The organism is Pseudomonas fluorescens (assembly GCF_004683905.1).
In the GTDB taxonomy this organism is placed as follows: Bacteria; Pseudomonadota; Gammaproteobacteria; order Pseudomonadales; family Pseudomonadaceae; genus Aquipseudomonas; species Aquipseudomonas putida_A.
The window spans coordinates 1,520,772-1,543,294 of record NZ_CP038438.1 but is presented as its reverse complement, the minus strand read 5'-3'; the positions used below and the strand labels follow the sequence as shown (position 1 = coordinate 1,543,294).

Annotated in this window: 26 protein-coding genes and 1 tRNA gene; 8 read left to right on the top strand and 19 right to left on the bottom strand. The window is 59.2% G+C overall.

Features of this window, described 5'->3' with window-relative positions; genetic code table 11:
* Positions 1–39: 39 nt before the first annotated feature.
* From E4T63_RS07090 to rnd, 3 genes are all read right to left on the bottom strand, one after another.
* On the bottom strand, positions 40–972 hold the full coding sequence (locus tag E4T63_RS07090) for a D-2-hydroxyacid dehydrogenase (protein WP_135295150.1): 933 nt from the start codon (positions 970–972) through the stop codon (positions 40–42).
* 118 nt (positions 973–1,090) lie between these two features.
* Positions 1,091–1,384: a YcgL domain-containing protein gene (locus E4T63_RS07085; RefSeq protein WP_097086697.1), complete on the bottom strand. Its 294-nt coding sequence runs from the start codon at positions 1,382–1,384 to the stop codon at positions 1,091–1,093.
* Positions 1,381–2,514, bottom strand: coding sequence for a ribonuclease D (gene rnd, locus E4T63_RS07080; RefSeq protein WP_123586883.1), 1,134 nt, complete (start codon positions 2,512–2,514; stop codon positions 1,381–1,383). Before rnd ends, E4T63_RS07085 begins: the two co-directional genes overlap by 4 nt.
* 269 nt (positions 2,515–2,783) lie before the next feature.
* Here rnd and E4T63_RS07075 point away from each other — a divergent pair, with 269 nt between their 5' ends.
* On the top strand, positions 2,784–3,965 hold the full coding sequence (locus E4T63_RS07075; RefSeq protein WP_135295149.1) for a cyanate transporter: 1,182 nt from the start codon (positions 2,784–2,786) through the stop codon (positions 3,963–3,965).
* A 201-nt stretch (positions 3,966–4,166) separates the two neighbouring features.
* Positions 4,167–5,102 carry a LysR family transcriptional regulator gene (locus tag E4T63_RS07070; protein ID WP_098967678.1) on the top strand — a complete coding sequence of 312 codons (936 nt, stop codon included), beginning with the start codon at positions 4,167–4,169 and terminating at the stop codon, positions 5,100–5,102.
* Between the two features lie 3 nt (positions 5,103–5,105).
* On the opposite strand, the gene E4T63_RS07065 is transcribed toward E4T63_RS07070, so the two are convergent.
* The 7 genes from E4T63_RS07065 to E4T63_RS07035 form a co-directional block, all read right to left on the bottom strand.
* Positions 5,106–5,471, bottom strand: coding sequence for a 5-carboxymethyl-2-hydroxymuconate Delta-isomerase (locus E4T63_RS07065; protein ID WP_027614512.1), 366 nt, complete (start codon positions 5,469–5,471; stop codon positions 5,106–5,108).
* Between the two features lie 52 nt (positions 5,472–5,523).
* Positions 5,524–6,732, bottom strand: coding sequence for a low temperature requirement protein A (locus tag E4T63_RS07060; RefSeq protein ID WP_135295148.1), 1,209 nt, complete (start codon positions 6,730–6,732; stop codon positions 5,524–5,526).
* A 178-nt stretch (positions 6,733–6,910) separates the two neighbouring features.
* Positions 6,911–7,831: a LysR substrate-binding domain-containing protein gene (locus E4T63_RS07055; RefSeq protein WP_027614510.1), complete on the bottom strand. Its 921-nt coding sequence runs from the start codon at positions 7,829–7,831 to the stop codon at positions 6,911–6,913.
* Positions 7,832–7,912: 81 nt separating this feature from the next.
* The gene (locus E4T63_RS07050; RefSeq protein ID WP_135295147.1) at positions 7,913–10,018 is read right to left on the bottom strand and encodes a DUF6311 domain-containing protein; all 2,106 of its coding nucleotides are present in this window, start codon (positions 10,016–10,018) and stop codon (positions 7,913–7,915) included.
* On the bottom strand, positions 10,015–10,401 hold the full coding sequence (locus E4T63_RS07045) for a GtrA family protein (protein ID WP_098967674.1): 387 nt from the start codon (positions 10,399–10,401) through the stop codon (positions 10,015–10,017). The genes E4T63_RS07050 and E4T63_RS07045 overlap by 4 nt, the downstream gene beginning before the upstream one ends.
* The gene (locus tag E4T63_RS07040; protein ID WP_135295146.1) at positions 10,398–11,108 is read right to left on the bottom strand and encodes a class I SAM-dependent methyltransferase; all 711 of its coding nucleotides are present in this window, start codon (positions 11,106–11,108) and stop codon (positions 10,398–10,400) included. The genes E4T63_RS07045 and E4T63_RS07040 overlap by 4 nt, the downstream gene beginning before the upstream one ends.
* A gap of 3 nt (positions 11,109–11,111) precedes the next feature.
* Complete coding sequence (locus E4T63_RS07035) at positions 11,112–12,077, bottom strand: glycosyltransferase family 2 protein (RefSeq protein ID WP_135295145.1); 966 nt, start codon at positions 12,075–12,077, stop codon at positions 11,112–11,114.
* Positions 12,078–12,353: 276 nt separating this feature from the next.
* Between E4T63_RS07035 and E4T63_RS07030 the strand changes: the two genes are divergently transcribed.
* The gene (locus E4T63_RS07030) at positions 12,354–12,545 is read left to right on the top strand and encodes a YegP family protein (protein WP_007963291.1); all 192 of its coding nucleotides are present in this window, start codon (positions 12,354–12,356) and stop codon (positions 12,543–12,545) included.
* A 138-nt stretch (positions 12,546–12,683) separates the two neighbouring features.
* A complete protein-coding gene (locus E4T63_RS07025; protein ID WP_027614505.1) occupies positions 12,684–12,890 on the top strand; it encodes a hypothetical protein in 207 nt (68 codons plus the stop codon).
* Between the two features lie 117 nt (positions 12,891–13,007).
* Here E4T63_RS07025 and E4T63_RS07020 read toward each other — a convergent pair whose 3' ends face one another.
* On the bottom strand, positions 13,008–13,340 hold the full coding sequence (locus tag E4T63_RS07020; protein WP_047598089.1) for a type II toxin-antitoxin system HicB family antitoxin: 333 nt from the start codon (positions 13,338–13,340) through the stop codon (positions 13,008–13,010).
* Between the two features lie 224 nt (positions 13,341–13,564).
* On the opposite strand from E4T63_RS07020, the gene E4T63_RS07015 reads away from it, so the two are divergent.
* A complete protein-coding gene (locus E4T63_RS07015) occupies positions 13,565–14,038 on the top strand; it encodes a hypothetical protein (RefSeq protein ID WP_135295144.1) in 474 nt (157 codons plus the stop codon).
* A 136-nt stretch (positions 14,039–14,174) separates the two neighbouring features.
* Here the strand turns inward: E4T63_RS07015 and E4T63_RS07010 are convergent, their stop codons facing one another.
* Positions 14,175–14,978: a short-chain dehydrogenase gene (locus E4T63_RS07010; protein WP_135295143.1), complete on the bottom strand. Its 804-nt coding sequence runs from the start codon at positions 14,976–14,978 to the stop codon at positions 14,175–14,177.
* Between the two features lie 207 nt (positions 14,979–15,185).
* On the opposite strand from E4T63_RS07010, the gene E4T63_RS07005 reads away from it, so the two are divergent.
* Entirely contained in the window at positions 15,186–15,896 is a 711-nt protein-coding gene (locus tag E4T63_RS07005; protein ID WP_135295142.1) for a hypothetical protein, read from the top strand.
* Positions 15,897–15,953: 57 nt separating this feature from the next.
* Here E4T63_RS07005 and E4T63_RS07000 read toward each other — a convergent pair.
* From E4T63_RS07000 to dapA, 5 genes are all read right to left on the bottom strand, one after another.
* Positions 15,954–16,043, bottom strand: a tRNA-Ser gene (locus E4T63_RS07000).
* An 84-nt stretch (positions 16,044–16,127) separates the two neighbouring features.
* Positions 16,128–16,841, bottom strand: a complete 714-nt coding sequence (purC, locus tag E4T63_RS06995; protein WP_007963288.1) for a phosphoribosylaminoimidazolesuccinocarboxamide synthase — start codon at positions 16,839–16,841, stop codon at positions 16,128–16,130.
* A 28-nt stretch (positions 16,842–16,869) separates the two neighbouring features.
* Positions 16,870–17,631 (bottom strand): MBL fold metallo-hydrolase, encoded by a 762-nt coding sequence (locus E4T63_RS06990; RefSeq protein WP_135295141.1) that lies wholly within the window; start codon positions 17,629–17,631, stop codon positions 16,870–16,872.
* Between the two features lie 4 nt (positions 17,632–17,635).
* Entirely contained in the window at positions 17,636–18,751 is a 1,116-nt protein-coding gene (gene bamC, locus E4T63_RS06985) for an outer membrane protein assembly factor BamC (protein WP_027614466.1), read from the bottom strand.
* A gap of 17 nt (positions 18,752–18,768) precedes the next feature.
* Entirely contained in the window at positions 18,769–19,647 is an 879-nt protein-coding gene (dapA, locus tag E4T63_RS06980; RefSeq protein WP_027614465.1) for a 4-hydroxy-tetrahydrodipicolinate synthase, read from the bottom strand.
* Between the two features lie 325 nt (positions 19,648–19,972).
* On the opposite strand from dapA, the gene E4T63_RS06970 reads away from it, so the two are divergent.
* A complete protein-coding gene (locus E4T63_RS06970) occupies positions 19,973–20,533 on the top strand; it encodes a glycine cleavage system protein R (RefSeq protein ID WP_007963284.1) in 561 nt (186 codons plus the stop codon).
* Between the two features lie 10 nt (positions 20,534–20,543).
* On the top strand, positions 20,544–21,017 hold the full coding sequence (locus E4T63_RS06965; protein WP_003222570.1) for a peroxiredoxin: 474 nt from the start codon (positions 20,544–20,546) through the stop codon (positions 21,015–21,017).
* Between the two features lie 125 nt (positions 21,018–21,142).
* Here E4T63_RS06965 and E4T63_RS06960 read toward each other — a convergent pair whose 3' ends face one another.
* The gene (locus E4T63_RS06960) at positions 21,143–22,213 is read right to left on the bottom strand and encodes an AI-2E family transporter (protein ID WP_003222568.1); all 1,071 of its coding nucleotides are present in this window, start codon (positions 22,211–22,213) and stop codon (positions 21,143–21,145) included.
* Positions 22,214–22,245: 32 nt separating this feature from the next.
* Positions 22,246–22,485, bottom strand: a complete 240-nt coding sequence (locus E4T63_RS06955) for a sulfurtransferase TusA family protein (RefSeq protein WP_098967669.1) — start codon at positions 22,483–22,485, stop codon at positions 22,246–22,248.
* Positions 22,486–22,523: the final 38 nt, after the last annotated feature.

Below are 22,523 nucleotides of genomic sequence, written 5' to 3'. Positions count from 1 at the left end.
ATCGCGAGCAGGCTCACTCCTACAGGTATCGCGGTGGATTTAATATCCGCGGTTGAAATCCACTTCCCCGCGCAACGCTTCTCCCGCCTGATACGCCTTCAGGTTCTCGACAAACAACTGCACCATCAACGCCGGCGACGTCGGTGCCGAGCTGTGCCCGGTCAGCAGCAGGCCCCAGGCGGTCCAGAACGGATGGCGTTGCGGCAACGGCTCCTGACGGCAGACGTCGATCACCGCGCCCGCCAGATGCCCTTCCTTCAGGGCTTCCACCAGATCCGCATCAACCACTGCCACGCCGCGCCCGACGTTGATGAACAACCCGGTCGGCTTGAATTGCTTGAACAGCGCCGCGTCGTAAATGTCGTGGGTGTGCTCGGTATTCGGCAGCAGATTGACCACGTAATCGACCGCGCCGACTAGTCGTGGCAGATCCGCCATCGAGCCGACTTCGACGAACGGCGCCTGCTCGCGCGCGCTGCTGGCGAGGCCGTACAGCTCGACGCCAAACGGCAGCAGAAACTGCGCCACGCTCTGACCGATATCGCCGGTGCCAACGATCAACACCTTGCGCCCGACCAGACTCTGGCCGGTGCGGTTGTCCCACTTGCGCTCGACCTGGCTGACCAGGCGCGCCAGCACTTCACGCTCGTGGCCAAGCATGTAGGTCAGCACGTATTCGGCCATCACCTGACCGAAGATTCCCACCGCGCGGGTCAGGCGATAATCGCGGCGCAAGCCGTCAGCGAGCAGCGGCGTGATGCCGGCCCAGGTCGATTGCAGCCATTGCGGCTGATGGCCCTGACGCAGCAGGGTCGCCAGCAGATCCGGCTGCCCCAGCCACACCGGGCAATCGGCCGCCTGACGGGCCAGTTCGGCGGAGTCGCCACTGGTCAGTACTTCAAGTTCGGGGGCCGCCTGACGTAGCAGCCGGGCGTACACCGCGTGGTCGTGTTCAGCAATCAGAACGCGCATCTTCAAACCTTTCGCAAACCGTGCAGGCAACCGCCGAAGGAGTCGCGCTCCTTCGTGGCGGTCGTCGCCGTAAAATCAGTTCCAGGGTGGCAAGAGGCCCAGAACAGGGCCTCGCAGATCAGACCGGGTCGTTGCGTCGTAGCAATTCTTCGGGCAGGTGTTCGATGTACTCGTCCTCGGCCGGCGGCATCTGCAAGTGATAACCCTGCTTGTCGAGGTTTTCCAGGACCACGACGATGTCCTCGCTGGCCAGCTTGCGCTCAGGCGACAGCACCAGATCGAAGGCATGTTTCGGCTTGCCGAACGCCAGCATCAGGGGTTCCGGCACACGCTCCAGAGCATCGCTCTTGAGCACATAAAGGTACATCCCGCTTCGCTTGGAGCTTTGATAAATGGAGCAAATACGTTTCAAGGCTGTTCTCCGGCGGTGGCCAGGCTGTCGAGCAGCTTCTGGCCCATGAGTTCGCGGCGCCAGCCACGCAGCGACTCAGGCAATTGATAAGGGCCCTCGGGGAAGCCACTTTTAACCAGCGCTTCGAGGGTTTTCTTGCGCAGCATCAGTTCCGGGGCGATGCCCAGGCGTTCGGCTTCGACCTGGCCGAGGGCGCGCAGTTGCTTGATCAGCGCAGCCGCTTCGACCGGCAATGGTTCCGGCACCGCCGGCGGCCATTGATCAGGCCCCACACTGCCAGAGCGCTTGATCAGATCAAGCAGAAATTGGCCGTCCTGACGCACGGTACGCGGGTGCATGTCTTCGATCTTGCCCAGCGCGGCGAGGTTGTCCGGTTGCGTGCGGGCCAGCGGCCACAGCGAGTGTTCACGGATGATGCGGTTGCGCGGCAGATCACGGGCACGCGCTTCTTTTTCACGCCAGGCGCACAGTTCACGCAGCACCGCCAGTTGCGCGCGGGACAGTTTCCACGCCAGTTTGGCTTCGCGGTAGACCTCGTACGGGTCGGTCTCGCGGCGCAGGTTGGCGACCAGTTCGGCGCCGTCCTCCAGCACCCAGGCGAATTTGTCGTCGGACAGCTTCGGCCGCAGCTGTACGAAAACTTCCGCCAGATGCACTGCGTCTTCAGCGGCATAGCTGATTTGTGTGTCGGAAAGTGGACGCTGCAACCAGTCGGAACGGGTTTCGCCCTTCGGCAACTCAATGCCCAGCACTTCCTGCACCAGCCGCGAATAGCCCATCGAGAACCCGAGGTTCAGGTAGGCCGCCGCCAGTTGCGTGTCGAACAACGGCGCCGGCAGGCTGCCGGTCAGACGCAGCAGCACTTCGAGGTCTTCGCTGCAGGCGTGCAGGACTTTGAGCACCGCCGGGTTTTCCAGCAACGCCGCCAGCGGTTGCCAGGCGTCGATGGTCAGCGGATCGATCAGGTAGGCGCGTTTGCCGTCGCCGACCTGCAGTAAACCGGCAATCGGGTAGAAGGTGTCGACCCGCATGAATTCGGTGTCGAGGGCAACGAACGGCAGTTGCTGCCACTCGGCGCAAAACTGCGCGAGGCTTTCGTTGTCGCGAATCCAGTGAATATCGATGGCCACACGGCTCTCCCTTGAAGAATGGCGCGCAGTATATATCGCCGCCGGCGTTTTACGCGCCTGCGCTGGGCCAGAGCTGTAACGAAATGTCCTGCCAGAAAGAAAGAATAGTCTTACAGCGAGATTGACAAGATTAATCGGAGCGCCCCGTGTAGGAGCTGCCGCAGTGGGGAGAGTCATATTTAATTTTTAAATAACGCTCGGGAAATCTGATTTGCCGATAAGTGCTGCGCGCCGCCTAATCGACAGCCTCCGCAATTCAGAGTCTGCCGATGGAAAACGTCCGCGCCAACACCCGCCCCGCTGCCTGGCTGATGTTCGGGATCATTCTCGTCGCACTCAATCTGCGCCCATCCATGGCCGCCGTCGGGCCGTTGCTGTCGGCAATTCGTGGCGATATCCCGCTGAGTTTCAGCGTGGCTTCGCTGCTGACCATGCTGCCAGTGATGGCGATGGGGCTGGCGATGTTTTTCGGCATCGGCATCAGCCGCCGGCTAGGCGAGCAACGCACGGTGATCCTGTCGCTATGGATTATCGGTCTGGCGACACTGTCGCGGCTGGTGCTCGATTCGGCACCGCAGTTGATTGGCAGCGCGGTGCTGGCCGGGATGGGTATCGCCCTGATTCAGGCGCTGATGCCGGTGCTGATCAAGTCACGCTTCCCCGACCATGTGGCGCTGTGCATGGGCCTGTATGTCACATCGATCATGGGCGGCGCCGCGCTGGCCGCCTCATTTTCGCCGCTGGTGCTGGGGCAGACCGGCAGCTGGCGCATCGGCTTGGCGATCTGGGCGGCACTTTCCTTGCTCGCGTTGTTGGTCTGGTGGACACAGTCGACCCCGTCATCCATCCAGAACACGCCTGTAGGAAAAGAGTCCTTCACGCGTAGCTCCCGCGCTTGGCTGCTGGCCTTCTTCTTCGGCCTCGGCACGGCGTCCTACACCTGCGTACTCGCCTGGCTGGCGCCGTACTACGTGGAACAAGGCTGGAGCGAACAGCACGCCGGCCTGCTGTTGGGTTTTCTGACGGCCATGGAGGTGATTTCCGGGTTGCTGACGCCGGCCATCGCCAACCGCAGCCGTGATCGTCGCCTGATTCTGGCTACGTTGCTGTTGCTGATCATTGCCGGTTTCTGCGGATTGATCCTCAGCCCGCAACACCTCAGCCTGCTGTGGCCGTGCCTGTTGGGGCTGGGGATTGGCGGCTTGTTTCCGATGAGCCTTATTGTCTCCCTCGATCACCTCGACAACCCGCAGCGCGCCGGCAGCCTGACCGCGTTCGTGCAAGGCATCGGCTACTTGATCGCCGGGCTTTCGCCGCTGCTGGCCGGAATCATCCGCGACCGGCTCGGCAGCTTTGAATGGGCCTGGTGGTCGCTGACCGCAGTGATGGTGGTGATGCTGCTGATAGTGCTGCGCTTCGACCCTCGGCTGTACGCCCGACACATCCGTTGAAGCCGAATGCCGCCGCCGGGCTAGAGGCCTGTTGCCATCTTTTTGCGGTTTATTTGCCGACGTCGTGTTGCTAAAAGTTTCTGTCCCACTGGCGACATTGAAACGTCCTACAGGGCTTTGTCCTGGCACCATCGTTCCGCTACGATCATGCGCACACGTTTGCGCGGATTTCAGCGCAAGGAGCACAGCGGGACGGAACGGATGCTGAACAGTAACTTGCTTCGAAAGCTCGACATGCAGGACCTCATGGTGTTTATCGCCGTGTATGAGCAAAGCAGCGTCACGGATGTCTCGGAGACGCTGTGCGTCAGCCAGTCCACTGTCAGCTATTGCCTGAAAAAATTGCGCACCAGTTTCGAAGACGAGTTGTTCATCAACACCCGCACGGGCATGCGTCCCACCTACAAGGCCGGCACCATGTACGGCCATGTGCAGAAGATCCTCGAAAGCATCAACCTGTGCCACGCCGGCGCCCCGGCCTTCGATCCGACCCGGCAAGCGGTGACCTTCAATATCTGCGCTCCGGAATACTTCGAGCAATTGGTGCTGCCACGGCTGTTGAAGCGTTTCGACTTCGACGATTTGCCGGTGGTGGTCAACATGCACAAGTTCGAGACCGATGTGCCCGCCGACGAACTGCGCGACGGCAGCCTCGACCTGGTGATCTGTTTCGGCCCCAACTTCCACCGCAGCCACACCGACCTGAAATCGCGGATGCTGCTGGAGGACGATCTGGTCTGTGTCTTCGACAAACGCGCCACGCCGCTGGAACCGCGCCTGAGCCTGCAGGCCTTCACCGAGCGGCGCCATGTGTTCCCGACACCGTGGACTTCCACCACCAACATGGTCGATGGCTGGCTGGCGCGTCAGGCGCAGAAACGGCAGATCGTCGCGCGTTCCAACAGCTACAGCGCGGCATTGAAGATGATCACCGGCACCGATTTCATCCTCACCCTGCCCCGGCGCATCCAGCGCCTGCTGACCAACGACGCGGTGTTCAATCACTGCGAGGCGCCGAACGGCCTGCCGGGGTTCACCCTCGACATGCAATGGAGCCAGAACGCCGATCAGGACAGCGCCAACGTCTGGCTGCGCGAGCAGGTGATCAAGGTGTGCAGTGAGCTGGAAACGGCCTGAGTCCTACATGCCGATGGCGGTCTTGGTGTAGGAATCGCGGTCGATATCGAGCAACTCCACACACAACTGCACTTCAACTCCGGCCGGCCACTCGCACAGATCCTGCAACACCGCCAGCAGGCTATCCGAGAGCTGCTTCTTGATCTGCGGCGAGCGACCACTGAGCAGCGCCAGTTTCACATGGATGAAAGCACGCTCACCCATGCCGGTACCGACCTTGAAGGTCTCGACCTTCACCGCCCGGCTCTTGATATCGAACTCCGCAGCGAACTGACCGGAACCCACCAGGGCGTTGTTGAGCCGGATCAACGCCACATCAGCGTTCAACTGCGGCAGGTTGGCGGTGTATTCCATGTGCAGGTGTGGCATGGGGTGCTCCAGTCAGTCGGCAGAAAGGTCGTACATATACCACAGCGCTGCCCTACTCTCCTGCGGCTTTTTCCGAGGTTATCGAGGCCGACGCCTGACGCAATGCCAGGCTTTCCCACAGCGCCACCAGCACCACGATCGCCGTGGTCAGCGCCCCGAGCACCAGCGCCGAAAACCAGTGATTCAACGCCAATGGCAGCGCCAGCATGAGCAACACCAGCCCCGCCAGATGCGACAACGGCGGCAGCGGTCGGTCGGACATGACCCACTTGAACAGCGCATTGCCCAACAGAAACAGCCATGGCCCGCCCACGATCACCAGGATCCCGGCGTCACTGGCGTGATCCGGATGCACCAGCACCAGTTCGTCGGCCACCGCACTGACAATCACCCCGGCAACAATCAGCACGTGCAGGTAGGTGTAGGCGATGCGCGCCTGGCGCCCGGGATCGCTCGAATGCGCGATGCGGTGATGCGCGCGCTCGGCGCCGCTGTCGAAGTACACCCACCACATGCCGATGCTGCCCAGCACCGCCACCAGAAACGCCATGACTCCGGTGGCGCTCAGCGTCAGTTCAGCGAACGTCGCACCGGTCACCAGCAACGATTCGCCCAGGGCGATGATCACGAACAGCGCGCAGCGCTCGGCCATGTGATTGCCTTCGACGTTCCAGTCGCTCAACGACGAACGCCCCAGCCCCGGCACCCAGAAATACAGCGAAGGCGAGATCAGCTCGATCAGCAGCGCCAGCGCCCAACACAGCAGACGTTGTTGCCCGTCAAGAAAGGCTCCGACGATCCAGAACACGCCGGAGCACATCAACCACGCCAGAATTCGCTGGAAGTTGCGGGTCATGCTCAGCGACTCGCCACGCACCGCCCAGATCGCAAACAACGTGCGCCCGACCTGCATGAACACGAACGCCGAGGCAAACATCAGCCCGCGCTCGGTGAAAGCCCTGGGGATCGAGGACGACAGCAACAGACCGGCGATCATCAGCCCGAACAGGCCGAGACGGATCGGCAATTTTTCCGGGTCGAGCCAGTTAGTGATCCACGAAGTGAAAATCCATACCCACCACACCGCGACCATCAACAGCGCCACCTGCACCGCGCCCAGGATCGACAAATGCGCGAGCAACGAATGCGAGAGCTGAGTCACGGCAAACACGAACACCAGATCGAAAAACAACTCGACCATGCCGACCTTGCCACTGTCGAGACTGCCGCGCCCACGCAGCAACGAACGGGAAATGCTCATCGGACAAGTCTCCAGCCGGGATCATTGCCATTGAGCAAAGCAGCCCGACCAGACGAACGCAAACCCTTGTAGGAGTGAGCCTGCTCGCGATGGAGTCGTGTCAGACAACATCAATGTCGACTGACACACCCTCATCGCGAGCAGGCTCACTCCTACAGGGGGAGATTTGTGGTGGGATTCAGGGCGCGGTCAGTGGCCGCTCACTCATGAACGCCTCAAGCCGCGACCGCAGCCAGCGCTCGGCCGGGTCGCTGTCGACGTGGCTGAGCCAGACCATCGACAGATCCAGCATCGGCGTCTTGAACGGAAACGGTTCCTTGAACAACAGCCCGGAGGCAGCCATGGCTTCGGCGGTGTAGTCCGGCAGGCTGGCGATCAGGTCGGTGCCGGCCAGCAATGCCGGCAGTGCACTGTATTGCGGCACCGACAACACCACATGCCGGGTGCGGCCGATTTCCGCCAGCCACTCATCGGCATAGCCGCTGATGTTGGCGGTGTGCGACACCAGTACGTGTGGGCGCGAACAGTATTCATCGAGGGTCAGCGGCGAATCCGAGGCATCGGCGCGCAGGATGCTCGGCTGGATATGCCGCAGCAGCTTGCGCTTGGCATTGGCCGGCAGGCCCCGGGTCTGACTGATGCCGACGGTGATGTCGCCGGCGGCCAGCAGGTCGGGGATGCGCCAGTAGTCGACGTGTTGCACCACGAACACTACGCTGGGTGCTTCCTGACGCAGCGCCCGCAGCAACGGTGGCAGCAGGCCGAATTCGACGTCATCGGACAGGCCGATCCGGAACGTCATGTTGCTCACGGCCGGGTCGAAATCGTGAGTCAGGCTCAGCGCCACCGACAGCGAGTCAAGGGCCGGCGACAGGTACTTGAACAGCTCTTCGGCCCGGGCAGTCGGCTCCATGCGATGGCCGACGCGAATGAACAGCGGATCGTTGAACATCGCGCGCAAGCGATTGAGCGCCGAACTGATGGTCGGCTGGCCGAGAAACAGCTTCTCCGCCGCCCGGGTCACGTTGCGTTCGAGCATCAAGGTCTCGAACACCACCATCAGATTGATGTCGGCCTTGCGTAATTCATTTCGATTCATCCATTGCCCCTACTCCCCGGTCTGCGGGCAGTTTAGAAAGGCCCATGGACAGCGTCTATGGGCGAAAGGAACAACACCGGCTCAATTCACCGTCAACGCCTGTATCCCGATCGCCAGCTTGCGCATGTCCTTGCCCATGCCCAACTCAACCGGACTGATAGCGTTGGCGTATCTGAAACGAATATTCAGCACACCTTGTTGCTCGACACGCTGCTGCACTTCGACCGGCAACTCGACATTCAGGCGATTCGCTTCAGGCTTGACCAGCCGGGTGGACAGCACGCGTATATCGTTGACGAAAATTTCCACTGCTTGCTCGGTGTGTGAAGGGGCCAGCAGCGCAGTGGTTTCCAGCAAGAACGAGTGCACCCGAGCAGTCGGCCGCAGGGCAATTTGCGACTCATTCCCCTCGGACCAGGTGCCCCACGGTTCATTGTTCGCCCACCCTTTACCGAGGAAAAACGTCGCCAGACTGCTGGGATTGAACACGACTCTCTCGCCCGACTTGAGTGGCGGGATCAGCGTCAATGGGTCCGGGGCCGATATCGGCAGGCAGTCGGCGCAACGCTTCCAGCCCGGCGCCAAGACGTTCAACCCGTCAATTCTGGCGAGCACATCGGTGTCGCGATTCAAGGTCAGAGCTGCTTCCAGCACAGTACGGTTACTGAGCACGTACAGGGTATCGGCTGCATAGTTTCCAGAACTGACCATTCGATCCGACACCGCTTGAGCGGCTTCAGTGGCAACCGTACTGACGCGCCCAAGGTAGACCGCGTTGGTCGGCAAGTGATGGCGACCCGAGTAGTCGGCCAGGGTCATCCACTGTTCCGGATAATTCTCCGGTCGCAGCCAACGCACTGCCTGATAACGCTTCGCCGCCTGCTCCCAGAACGGGTCGACCAATGGCGTCTTCCATGTGGGCGACGGCGTGGCCATGAAGAAACCGCGCGACACCGCCCAGCCGGCGCGCGTGTCTGCCACCTGAACCACCAGCGCCACACTCAGCAGCATCAACGCCACGCGCGAAGAGTGCCCGCGAATCACCACATAAAGGATCGCAAAAATGGCCATGTACATGAGCGGCCAGATCATTCGCCCCGAGCCACGAAAAATCGTGGCCACGGCAACCACCGCATCCGGCAGCGGAATCCTGAATTCGAATGGCCCTACGCCGATATTGTTGGAAACGGCGAATATCGCCAGCCCTGCCAGCGCGAGCAAAACCAACGGGTAACGGCGAGCCTTGGCTCCCAGGTCAGTCGTCCCTTGCAGCACCGGCACCAAGGCAAAGATCCCCAGGCAGATCACGCCCAGGCCCAGAAATGCGAACCCGTCGCCGTCGCCCAGTACACCCGGCATGTCCTGCAAGGTATAGGACCAGACACCCGCATCGAAAAAGGTCAGCACATTCGCCCGGAACAGGCCATACCCCATCAACGCCAGACCGCTGTCGCCTATGCTGAAATAACCCGCCTGCCAGCAGCAGACACTGACCAGCAGAAACAGACCGATCAACTCGATCAAGGCCTTACCCGGCGTCTGGCGCCGCTGAAGGGTTTTCGCGGCAAGGTCGGCAAGCCAGATCAACGCAACCATCGCCAGCAAATAAGCGTGCACCAGCGCAGCCGCCGCCAGCAGCGCGCCCCAGGCGAGGCGGCGTTTCGGCGTAAAGGGGCGCAATGCCAGATATAACCCTGCCAGCAACAGAAAATGCCCAGCCAGGGACAGATGTACGCTCATGCGGACGATCATCGCCGGAATGAACAAAAACATTCCTGCACCAAGCAAACGCAACGCCACGTCGCGACTGAACAGGCCAATCAGCTTCCAGGCAAACCAGCTCTGCAGAATGAAACACGTCAGTAGCCACAGGCCGAAATACTGGAAAGGTTCAGGCAACAGGGCTGAGAACGGTTTGAAGATAAAGGCGAACAACGGATTGGAATCCGAGAAAATTATCCCGTTACCCAACTCCAGCCCATAGCTCGGGTTAAGCCCCAGTGGAAACGTCCAGGGCGAATGACGAAAAAAAACCCAACCCTGATAGTGCGTGGCGGGGTCGCCGTCGCCCAGCCATGCAATGTTCATCGGGTTCAAGGCACGTGGGCCGACCACAATGAAAAACGCCAGAATTCCCAAGAGCACGGGCAGCAGCGCAGTCGCCCGATGTGTTGCGGAGAGCTTCATCGATACGTCCAGAAGTTGTGCAAGACAAACGTGAATGCCGGAATCGTCAGCGCCACCGCGACAATGCCCAACAGATAATTCAACCCGGCCACCTGCGCGGCCCAGGCGACAAACATCGCCAACAGAAAACCGCACGCCGATACCGATAAAAATCGCAGCAATGTTCTGCCGTGCAATCGGGCGGAGAAACTCCAGGTGGTGTTGATCACGTAAGACACCACCGTCGCCACGGCAAACGCCACACCGTTGGCCAGCGGCGGTTGCGGCGCAACGAAATTGATGAACAGCACAGCCACCAGCGCATGCAGCGCGGTGACGAACAGACCGGTCATGGCAAAACGCAGACCGCGCTGGATCAGCGTTTTCCTTTCAACTGAAGTCACGGTTTTTGCGCCAGCACGAACACGCTCAGCCCGGCCAGACGGTTGTGGCTCATCAGCGGCAGTTCGAGGCTGCACAGCGTCTTGAGCAAGCCGTTGACCAAGGGATGATGGCGTTTGAGCTGAGACTGCGGCGCTGCGGCCTGCGGCCCTTTGGGCAGCAAACGCAACGCCGCCGCGATCGGAAACACCGCGCCGAAATAGTAGGCACCGCGCTGCACGCTCAAACCGGCATCACGGGCCAGGGTTTCAAACTGCGGCAGGGTGTAGCGGCGCTTGTGTTCGAGGAAGTCGTCGTGACCGCTCCACAGGAACTGAAACGCCGGCACGGTCATCAGGAAACGGCTGCCGGACGGCACCTTGTCAACGTAAGCCTTGAGCAGACCGAGGTCATCGTCGACATGCTCCAGCACATCCATGAGCAGCACCAGATCGGCGTCGATGGCGTCGATATCGCGGCGGTAATGCACCGGTTTGCCGGCGGTGGTCGCATCGGAGTCGGCGGGGTAACTGATGTCGACGCACCACGCCTCTTGCGCCGCGGTTTGGGTCAATAAATGGTGCGAGAAAAACCCGGAACCGGCGCCCACGTCGAGAATCCGCGTGATCGGTACATCACCGAGCAGACGACGAGTCGCCGCCGCTTTGGAGCAGTAATACCAATGCTCACCGATGCTGTCGCCGAGGATATCGGTTTCCTTGAGATCCATGTTTCAGTCCTTGGGGTCGTAGACGCGACGCACCAGAAAAACCGGCCGGCGTTTGGATTCGATATAAGTGCGGCCGAGGTACTCGCCGAGTACGCCGATGCCAATCAATTGCAGGCCACCGAGGAACGTCACGGCCACCATCAGCGAGGCATAACCGGGCATGTCGACGCCGTGGATCAGCGTGCGCAACACGATAAAAATGGCAAAGGCGAAGGACACCAGCGACACCGCGGCGCCGATGTAAGTCCAGATCCGTAACGGTTCGGTACTGAAACTGGTGATGCCTTCCAGGGCAAAATTCCACAGCCGCCAGCCGTTGAATTTGCTCTGCCCCGCCACGCGCTCGGGCCGCTCGTAATCAACGTGGGTAGTCCGAAAACCGACCCAGGCGAACAGGCCCTTCATGAAGCGCCGGGACTCGGGCAAAGTCAGCAAGGCATCGACTACACAACGGTCCATCAGGCGGAAATCGCCGACGTTTTCCGGCAGCGGTTGCTCGGCGATCTTGTTGTGCAGGCGGTAAAACCAATGCGCCGACGTCTGCTTGGCCCAGGTGTCGCTGCGGCGGCTAACGCGATGACCGAGCACCACTTCATAGCCCTCGCGCCATCGCTCGATCATTTGCAGAATGACTTCGGGTGGATCCTGCAGATCGGCATCGATAGGCACCACAATCTGCCCGGTGGCGATTTGCAATCCCGCAGACAACGCCGCCTCTTTGCCGAAGTTACGGCTCAGATCGACGATGCGCAGCCGCGAGTCGTGCCGCTGACGATCCAACAGCCGCTCAAGTGTGGCATCAGTGCTACCGTCGTTGATGAACACCAGCTCCAAAGCAATTGAGGCTTGGTGCTGGAAGACTTCATCGATGCGCAGAATGAACGCGTCGAGACTGTCCTCCTCGTTAAAAACCGGGACAACCAGCGATAACCTGACCCGTGTGGCCTGTGCCGTTCCATGCTCAGTCAATGGAGTGCTCTTTTTATAGTGTTTGTCGGTCGTCGAAGCATTTTCAACGCCATGGGCCGTCCCGTATTAAGCAGTAGCGTCGATAGCCTTGCAAGGTGCAAAGGGCGACATTCTGGCCAATCCAGACGCCGATGCGTGCGCTCTAGCCCGCACTCTTCAGAAACATCTGCCAACGATTGGAAACAAATACCCGATAGCGAAAAAAACTCGCTCCGCTAGGCTTGCGACGATGCGCCACACAGGTTGTCGCAAACACCATCGCAAGGAGCGAACCGAATGTATTTCGAGATCTACAGGCAATCCCGAGGCACCCCGAGCACCGGCAAAGGCCAATGGCGCTGGAGACTGCGGGCGGGGAACCACGAGACGATTGCCAGTGGCGAGTCGTATGTGAACAAGGCCGATTGTTTACACGTGATCGAGTTGATCAAGGGTGTGCAGGGGGAGACGCCGGTGAAGGAAATCTGATGGCGCCGCGTCCTACAGCCTCTTCCTTTTTCGTCTGAAGCACTGGCAAAGCACTTTTGCGCCCCTACGCTGTTCAGCGTACGGGGCCATCCAGCCCTGTTTCGCCAAATGACGTTCAAACTCAAAAGGAGCCGCACCATGGCTAGAGACAAAGCGAAAGACGACAAGCACTTCAACTGCACCCAAACACACGAAGCCGACTACGTCGCCAGCCTCTATCCGCACGCCAAGGACGAAGTGAAAACCTTCCTGGCCTCGGCTTGCAAGGACAACACCCTGCGTAACTCGACGCACAAGGAAGTGTATGACCTGATCAAACAGAAGCTCGGGCATCCGCAGCCGTGAGTGGCTGAGGCGGGTGCTCGGTAAAACTCGCAGATACAAAAAAGCCCTGTAGCTTCTCAGCTACGGGGCTATTTGCTCTGTTCGGGAACGACGTACAACCTCCAGACCAGAATCAAGCTAGGCATGGGCCTCTCGGTCAAGAACATCCGCAACCCACTGATTAATGCTTTTTTGAGCCAATTGCGCTTTTACGGCAACAGTCGCATGAAGAGCTGGCGCCAAACGCAGACTGAGATTGCCCGAATAAGGCTTTTGAGGAGCACGGCCCAGTTTTGCGCAAGTCTCCAGATAGTCAGTAACAGCCTCTTCGAACGCTGACCGAAGCTCTTTTACAGATTCGCCATGAAAACCTACAACGTCCTTGATCCCAGCGATATGACCAACAAAAAGACCGTCTTCATCACTGTATTCAATTCGGGCTGCATACCCGTTGTAATTCATCACGTTCATGGAGTGACTCCTTGTTCGCGTTAAGTAGCTCAGGTGATAACCCCGGTTTCGGAATGTATGGCCCCAGCCATTATTTTTCCCTGAGCTGTATCAAAGAACGCCCTCAAGAGCACGACCCTCGCGGCGCGGATTTGAGAATTCACTTGGGAAATGCCCGTCCACCTAGACAGCTTTCGTATCAATCTGCCACCATCGTTCCCTCTAATTATTTCAAGGATTGAATCATGGCGGGAAGCAGAACCATTGGGATCATTCTAGCAGTGGGCTTGGGTGGACTCGTGCTTAAAGGGATGATCGACGCACCTGCGACGCCCACATCTTCATCTGCCTCTCAGCCCTCATACTCCAGCGCCCCAGCAGCTCCAACCTACCCCGATAGCTCCATCAGCTACGCACAGGCCAACGCTGAAGTAGGGTGCAAAAGCACCTACAGCGACCAGAAGAAAGACGACATCTTTAACGCCAAGTACAAAGACCACTGGATGACATGGAGCGGCCAAGTCGTGTTGCTGGAGTCCGACGAAGTTTCATTGAACGTAGATCACGTAGGGACGCAAGACTTGCAGGTTCAATTTGCAGACAAACAGGCTGGATACAACCTCTCCAAAGGCAAAGAGCTCAAAGTCCGATTCCTGATGAAGAGTGAAGGCGGGTGCTTCCTGCCATTCGGCGGGCGAGAGGCAACGGTTATTCGATAGCCCATCGGCGTCTCTGGCTGCTCACTGATTATTTTGGACGTAGCCACCGAAGATTGTTCCTAGAGTGCGACCCTGCTCTGGCGGTGGTGGTGATTTTCCGCCATAAACGCCAACTTGGGCAGCACTCCACTTCGATCTACTTATCAGCACTCGCTTTGCTGACGAGAACGTGAATAGCCTTTTTTGCCTGCTCTAACTTTTGCTGCTTGGCCTTAGCCGCTAACTGCTCGTCAAGCACTAATTCGATCCCCATTTTAAGGATGGGAAACGCTGCTAGGCACTCTTCCTCAGTCAGCTCATGCAAGCCTTGGCTGAGAATTTTGTACATCGAACGGTTCTCGACAAGGAAATCAGGGAGGTAGCCTGCAAGCAGTTGTATCCGATCAGCCATACGCCCATTGCGGTAAGCGTCATCATCCCAGCCATCATCCTTTTTCGCGTTCTGGTAGGCAGAATCTACAAGGTTCTCAAAGATTCGCCGTAAGTAGACAAATGAGCCCACCCCTACACCATGAGCTGCCAAGCCGATGGCTTTGTTGAGCTCTTTGAAATCTTCCTTATCCAGCACAGCAGCATACTGGCGTACATCGTAGGTATTCAGGTTTGCAAGGGATGGGTGCTGTCCAATTTTCTGCATCGTCCTGTCTTCCACCTTGAACAGGAAGAACAACTCGTGATTAGCGTCCCTAGAACATTTGAGCACGACAACAAAACGGCCATCCCCCACCCACGCTTCAGGATTATGAGAAATGCCCCCGTTGATGTGCTGGCGGAAAATACTGTGCGCATTACATTCGGGGCAGTATGTGTCTATGGGCTCTCGGGAGTACGCAATGTCCCATCCCGCTTGACTCTGCTCCTTAGCAAAGGTGAATCCTTGGTACAGAGGGTATGAGATGTAGAACTCATGTGGGCTCGGCGGCTCTTTGAGAACGGTCATACAGGCTGGCTCTGAGTGGCTGAAAGGCCATCATAGTATATCGGCACCATTCACCTACGAGGGCACCAAAAGCGAGTGAACGGTTGGAGTTAAGCCCAATCTGCCTGAGGGCAGCAGAACCTACAGCCCATGCCGAAAGCATGACATGCGCCTGCTTGGCAGCGAGTCGGACTAGACTGGATCGATTCAACTTGTTAGGGAATGAGCATGAGTGACGCATGGAACCTGGAGGCGCTGAGGGCACAGGTCAAGATTCGCCAGCCTGACACAGGCAAAAGGCTTGTTCAGATCATCAACTCGCTTGGTCGATCACGGGATATCTTCGAGTACCACAAGTGCCTCGCCCGCGATGCCTTCACCGCATTCAACGCCGAAAACGACCCGCACGGAATAAAGTTTGCACAGCGGATATTCGGGTGCGAGGACGATGATGGTGTCGTTCACAAAGCTGGTTTAATCAGTGAAGCCAACCTGATTGCCTGCATTGCAATCACTCGCAATTCGTACGATAGCTTTGGGCAGTTACTGAATGGCCTAGTGGTGCCCGTGCCGCTCACAGGCAACTTCTACATTCACAACGTCAAAGACGCCCTTCCGGCTGGAGAGATTGAAGATCGCCTGAATGACGCCCTAACGTCAGAGTGGTTCGGATATACGCACGCCTTCATGAACATGGTCAAACATCATCAACTGATCGTCCACAATGCGTCTATCTCATTCATCGATGAGAACAGGGGAGGCAAGGTCGAAGGCTTTAGGCACAAGGAGAAAGATTATCCGGCGTGCTGGGTTCGGGAGGCACTGGAGGGAACCGTGGAGCTTCAAAATTCGCTACGTGCATGCGGTGTACTGCTCAATCGCATGTACCTTGGGGAAAATCCCGCAAAACCTATCGGGATTAGTAGTACAACCGAGTAGTACAACCCAAAAAGAAAAACCCCCGTAACTCATTGAATTACGGGGGTTTTCTGAATATGGCGGAGAGATAGGGATTCGAACCCTAGGTACCGGTGAAGGTACAACGGATTTCGAATCCGTCCCATTCGGCCACTCTGGCATCTCTCCAACGGCGCGCATCATAACAACACTTCTGCCGAAAGCAAACCCTCTTTCGAAAATTTTCTTCGTGCTATCAGATGCTTGCGTCGATTAAAGCGGTACACCCAGACGATTGGCGACTTCTTCGTAGGCTTCGATGACGTCACCGAGGCCCTGGCGGAAGCGGTCTTTGTCCATCTTCTTCTTGGTGTCCTTGTCCCACAGGCGGCAGCCGTCCGGGCTGAACTCGTCGCCGAGGACGATCGAGCCGTCGCTGAACACGCCGAACTCAAGCTTGAAGTCCACCAGCAGCAGGCCTGCGTCGTCGAACAGTTTGCTCAGGACTTCGTTGACCTTGAGCGACAGTTCTTTCATGCGTGCCAGTTGCTCGGCGGTGCCCCAACCGAATGCCACGACGTGGGATTCGTTGATGAACGGGTCGCCCTTGGCGTCGTCCTTGAGGAACAGTTCGAAAGTGTACGGGTTGAGCTTCATGCCCTCTTCGACGCCCAGACGTTTTACCAGGCTGCCGGCGGCGTAGTTACGCACGACGCACTCGACCGGGATCATGTCCAGCTTCTTCACCAGGCACTCGTTGTCGCCCAGCAGTTTGTCGAATTGGGTCGGAATGCCGGCCGCTTCGAGTTTCTGCATGATGAAGGCGTTGAACTTGTTGTTCACCATGCCTTTGCGGTCGAGCTGCTCGATGCGCTTGCCGTCGAACGCCGAGGTGTCGTTGCGAAACAGCAGGATCAAACGGTCAGCGTCGTCGGTCTTGTAAACCGATTTGGCTTTGCCGCGATAGAGTTCTTCACGTTTTTCCATGATGGGCTCCGCTTGCTAAGTAGATGGGCTAGGCGATATGGCGCCAGTCGAGCCCTGAATCTTGATCGGCCAGTTGCAGCCAGTCCGGGTCGCACCCGAGGGTGTCGACGAAACATTGCCGGGCCAGCTGCGGCAGGTTGTTCTTGCTGCTCAGGTGGGCGAGAACCAGATGCTGCAAGCCCTGCCACCCCAACTCGGCCACCAGGAATGCCGCCTGATGGTTGTTCAAATGTCCCCGCTCGCCGCCCACCCGTTGCTTGAGAAAGTACGGATAGTGACCACGGGCCAGCATGTCGCGGCAATGGTTGGACTCGATCATCAACGCATCGAGATCCCGATAGCCGTCCAGCACCCGCTCGCAATAGGAACCCAGGTCGGTCAGCAGGCCGAAGCGCCGCTGCTCGTTATCACTGAATACGTACTGGGTCGGCTCCTGCGCATCATGGGCCACGGCAATGACCCCGATGTTCAGTGCGCCGATCTGCAGCTGCTCGCCGCCGGCCAGAAAGCCTGCGGGTTCGATCGGTTTGCGCATCCCGCGCAGTGTGCCGCGACTGAGGTAGACCGGCAGATTGTAGCGCCGAGACAGCAAACCCACGCCATGCACGTGGTCGGCATGTTCGTGGGTTACGAGTATCGCGCTCAGTTGCGCCGGGTGAACCCCCAGACGCAACAGGCGTTTTTCGGTTTCCCGCAGGGAAAAACCACAACCCACCAGCACATAGGTATCAGCGCTGGCGATCAGCGTGCCGTTCCCTTGGCTACCGCTGCCGAGAACGGCAAAGCGCATGTGATCAGCCCAGGTTGTCCTGAATCACGCTCAACACTTTGCGCGCCACATCGGCCGGCGCAACGGTATTGATGTTCTTCTCTACGGTCACCTGAACGTTTTCACCGACCTTGCTCAGGCGAACCTGATAACGCTCGGCGCGGGCTTCAACTTCTTCCTTGGTCGGCGCACTGCCGAACAGGCTGCTGAAGAAACCAGGCTTGTCGTCTTTCTTCTCGGCTTTCTCGGCCAGGTTGATGTAGTACAGGCCCAGGCTGCGGTTGATGTCTTCAACGCGCCACTGACCTTGCTCCAGCGCACGACCGACGCTCGACCAGGCACGATCCAGGTCCGGACCGACGTTCAGTACCGGGTTGCCACTGCCGTCTTCGCTGAGGCTGACACGGCTCGGGGTATCGAAATCGCGCGAAGCCAGCATCGACACCGAACCACCCTTCTCGGAGATCCGGCTCATGCTCGCGAGCATGTCGTCGACCAGCGCTGCGTCCAGGCCAGTGTTGACCGAACGGTTGGTGAAATCGACGTCGGCGGTGCTGCCGGCAGGACGCTCGGCGCTGACCACGTAGATTTCACTGGTGTTGCGCTGCACGCCTGGCTCGATACGCACCCGCACGCGGGTTTCGCTGTCGGCACCGACACCGGCGGCGCTCAGGCGCTTGGCCATGGCGGCGGACAGTTCGTCGGAATGCTGCCACGTGGTGGTGAATTCGCCGGTTTGCGGACGCTGTTCATCCAGCCGGAAACCATTGTCCTGGAAGAACTGTACCGCCACTGGCCAGACTTCGGCCGGAGGGTGCTGGGCCACGACCCAACGCGAGTCACCGCTCTTCTGCAGCGAGTAGTCGGTCGCCTCGGCAACCGCCGTCAGCGGTTGCGGGCGCGGTACCACGTATTCGCCCTTCGCCGTGTCATCAGCCACGTTGCGCGGGATCGGCAACAGCGGATCCAGACGCTTGGAGGTGCTGACATTCGGTGGCAGTTGCATCGGTGCAGTCTGTTGCGCTTCCAGGTAATCGCTACCACGGTCACGGAAATAACCTTCCGGGCCCCAGACCCATCCGCAGCCACTGGTGCTGGAGATAATCAAGGCAAGTGCGGAAAGTCCGGCCATTCGCTTCATGCGTTGTACTTCCTCAATTAAACCAGGACGCTGCACTGGCGCAGGGCCGTGCGAAGCGTTTCATGACAAGGAGCGCTCAGCCAGGTCAACGGCAGGCGGATGCCTTCGTGCATCAGGCCCATTTCAACCAAAGCCCACTTCACCGGAATCGGGTTGGCTTCGATGAACAGGTCCTTGTGCAGCGGCATCAATTTTTCGTTGATCGCCCGTGCGGTCTCGGCGTCGCCTTTCAGCGCGGCCTCGCACAGGTCAGCCATTTCGCGCGGGGCGACGTTGGCCGTTACGGAGATGTTGCCTTTGCCGCCCAGCAGGATCAGCTCGACCGCGGTCGGATCATCGCCGGACAGCACGATGAAGTCCTTGCTCACGCCGTCGATGATGGCTTTGGCGCGTTTCAGGTCGCCGGTGGCTTCCTTGATGCCGATGATGTTCGGCACGCTGGACAGGCGAATCACGGTCTCGGCCTGCATGTCGCAGGAGGTGCGGCCGGGAACGTTGTAGAGAATCTGTGGAATGTCGACGGCTTCGGCAATGTGCTTGAAGTGCTGGTACAGGCCTTCCTGGGTCGGCTTGTTGTAGTACGGAACTACCAGCAGGCAGGCATCGGCGCCGGCTTCCTTGGCGTTGCGGGTCAGCTCGACGGCTTCGCGGGTCGAGTTGGCGCCGGTACCGGCGATCACCGGAATGCGCCCGGCTACCTGTTTGACCACGGCTTTGATGACGGCGATGTGTTCTTCTACATCAAGGGTCGCCGACTCGCCGGTAGTACCGACCGCGACAATGGCATGGGTGCCGTTCTTGAGATGGAAGTCCACGAGTTTGCTGAGGCTGTCCCAGTCAAGACGCCCTTGTGCATCCATGGGAGTGACCAGTGCCACCATACTGCCCGCAATCATGAAACCGCTCCTGCCGGAAAAAGAGAGCGGTAATGGTACTGGCGCCAAGATGCTTGCACAAGCGAAGTACTGCGCCGCCATTCCCCTTGGCGTCGGTTTTCGCTACCCTTCAGACTTTGATCGGTACAGATCAGCTTGTACGCCGGGTTCCAGCCTCCCCTTTCGGCCTCCCAGGCCCCGTTCCAGTGTCGCTGCTGCATGCTCCGCCTTTATTGGAGCGAATTGCGAGCCACGGCCCGGGGCTTTCTGAACGGGCACGCGCAGACGCTTCCCGACGGCCAACGCCCATCGACCTACCGACCGCTCATCGCTTTAGGAATGCTGCATGTCCACCCCCACAGTTCGCGAACAATTCCTTGTCATCAGTGCCCTTGGCGCCAACCCCATGGAGCTGACTAACGTCCTGTGCCGCGCCAGCCATGAAAATCGCTGCGCCGTCGTCACCTCCCGCCTGACTCGCCATGGCGAATGCAGCGCCCTGGTGCTGGAAATCTCCGGCAGCTGGGACGCGCTGGCCCGCCTCGAAGGCAGCCTGCCGACCCTGGCCAAGCGCCACGCATTCACCGTCAACGTGGTACGCAGCGCGGCCCTGGAAAACCGTCCGCAGGCCCTGCCGTACGTGGCTTATGTCAGCTCGGCGTATCGCCCGGACATCATCAACGAGCTGTGCCAGTTCTTCATGGATCACAACGTCGAGCTGGAAAACCTGACCTGCGATACCTATCAGGCCCCGCAGACTGGCGGCACCATGCTCAACGCCACGTTCACCGTAACGCTGCCGGCCGGCACCCAGATCAGCTGGCTGCGCGACCAGTTCCTGGACTTCGCCGACGCGATGAACCTGGATGCGCTGATCGAACCTTGGCGCCCACAAAACCCAATGTAAGGAAGCTTTCATGGCCGTTGTCATCGACCAACCGGTTGCGGATTTCGAAGCACCTGCCACCAGCGGGCAGACCGTCAGCTTGTCCGCCCTGAAGGGCAAGCAAGTGGTGATCTACTTCTATCCGAAGGACAGCACCCCCGGCTGCACCACCGAAGGCCAGGGTTTTCGTGACCAGTACGCGGCGTTCCAGGCCGCTAATACCGAGATTTTCGGTATCTCCCGCGACAGCCTGAAGTCTCACGAGAACTTCAAGTGCAAGCAGGAATTTCCGTTCGAGCTGATCAGCGACAAGGACGAAGCCGTCTGCCAGCTGTTCGACGTGATCAAGTTGAAGAAACTGTATGGCAAGGAATATCTGGGCGTTGATCGCAGCACATTCCTGATCGACAAGAATGGCGTGCTGCGCCAGGAATGGCGCGGCGTGAAAGTGCCGGGGCATGTGGATGCGGTGCTGGCTGCGGCTCAGGCGCTGAACAAGGCCTGATATTTCTGCGTCGTTTTCACTGACGCCTTCGCGAGCAAGCTCGCTCCCACATTTGGAATGCATTTCAAAATGTGGGAGCGAGCTTGCTCGCGAAGGGGCAATAAGCCTCAGCGAATAGCTCGGCTCTAAAGCAATGGAGCCACAACCGGCTCCTTGCGCGGCCACGCATCCAGCACGGCCTTGAACAGCGTCGCCAGCGGAATTGCGAAGAACACGCCCCAGAACCCCCACAACCCGCCAAACAACAGCACCGCACAAATGATTGCCACCGGGTGCAGGTTAACCGCCTCGGAAAACAGCAACGGCACCAGCACGTTGCCATCCAGGGTCTGAATGATCCCGTAGACCGCCATCAGATAGATGAACTGATCGCTCCAGCCCCACTGGAACAACGCAATCAGCAACACCGGCACGGTCACCACCACCGCGCCGACGTACGGCACCACCACCGACACCCCGACCAGCAACGCCAGCAGCGCCGCATAGTTGAGGCCGAGCGCGACGAACGCGATGTAGGTCACGCCGCCACAGATCACGATCTCGATGACCTTGCCACGAATGTAGTTGGCGATCTGCCGGTTCATTTCCTGCGCCACGCGGGTGATCAGCGCTCGCTCACGGGGCAGATAGCCGCGCACCCACTCGCCGATCATGGCCCGATCCTTGAGGAAGAAAAACACCAGAATCGGCACCAGCACCAGATAGATCATGATGTTGACCAGCAGCGGCAGGCTCGACAGCGAGAAGGTCAGCGCCCATTGGCCGAACTTGCCGATTTCGCCACGCGCCGCTTCGATGGCCTGCAGCACCTGCTCGTCAGAGACCAGATGCGGATAGCGCTCCGGCAGCAACAGCAGCAGCGACTGCCATTTGGCGAGCATGCCCGGAAGTTCGTTGAACAGCGTGATCAACTGATGCCACAGCAACGGCAAGACCACCACGATGAACACCAGCAACACGCCCATGAACAGCGCAAACACCAGCCCCACCGCCGCCGCACCAGGCAAGCGCATGCGTTCAAGAGCGAGCACCAGCCCCTGCATCAGATACGCCAACACCATCCCGGCCAATACCGGGGCGAGCATGCCACCGAGCGTGAGCACCGCGGTGAAGGCGAGAAACAGCAGCACCGCCAGCACCACCGCTTCTTCGTCGGAAAAGTAGCGCTGAATCCAGTCGCGTAACACTTTGAACATCAATAATCCTTAGGTCTTTTACGCTGTCGGCTTCAGGCTTTTTTCAACCAGTAACGGTAGACGCCTGCTTCGTTTTCTTCGCGCAGCAGCGTATGACCGGCCAGACGGGCAAAGGTGCGGAAGTCGCGCTGCGAACCCGCGTCCGTGGCGATCACCTTGAGCACCGCGCCGCTGGGCAGCTTGTTGAGTTCCATCTTGGCCTTGAGCAACGGCAACGGGCAATTCAGGCCACTGGCGTCCAATTCACAGTCATGGGCTACAGCGTCAGTCATTGCGTCACTCCGGTTCAGGTGGTTGAGGCGCCTAGAAT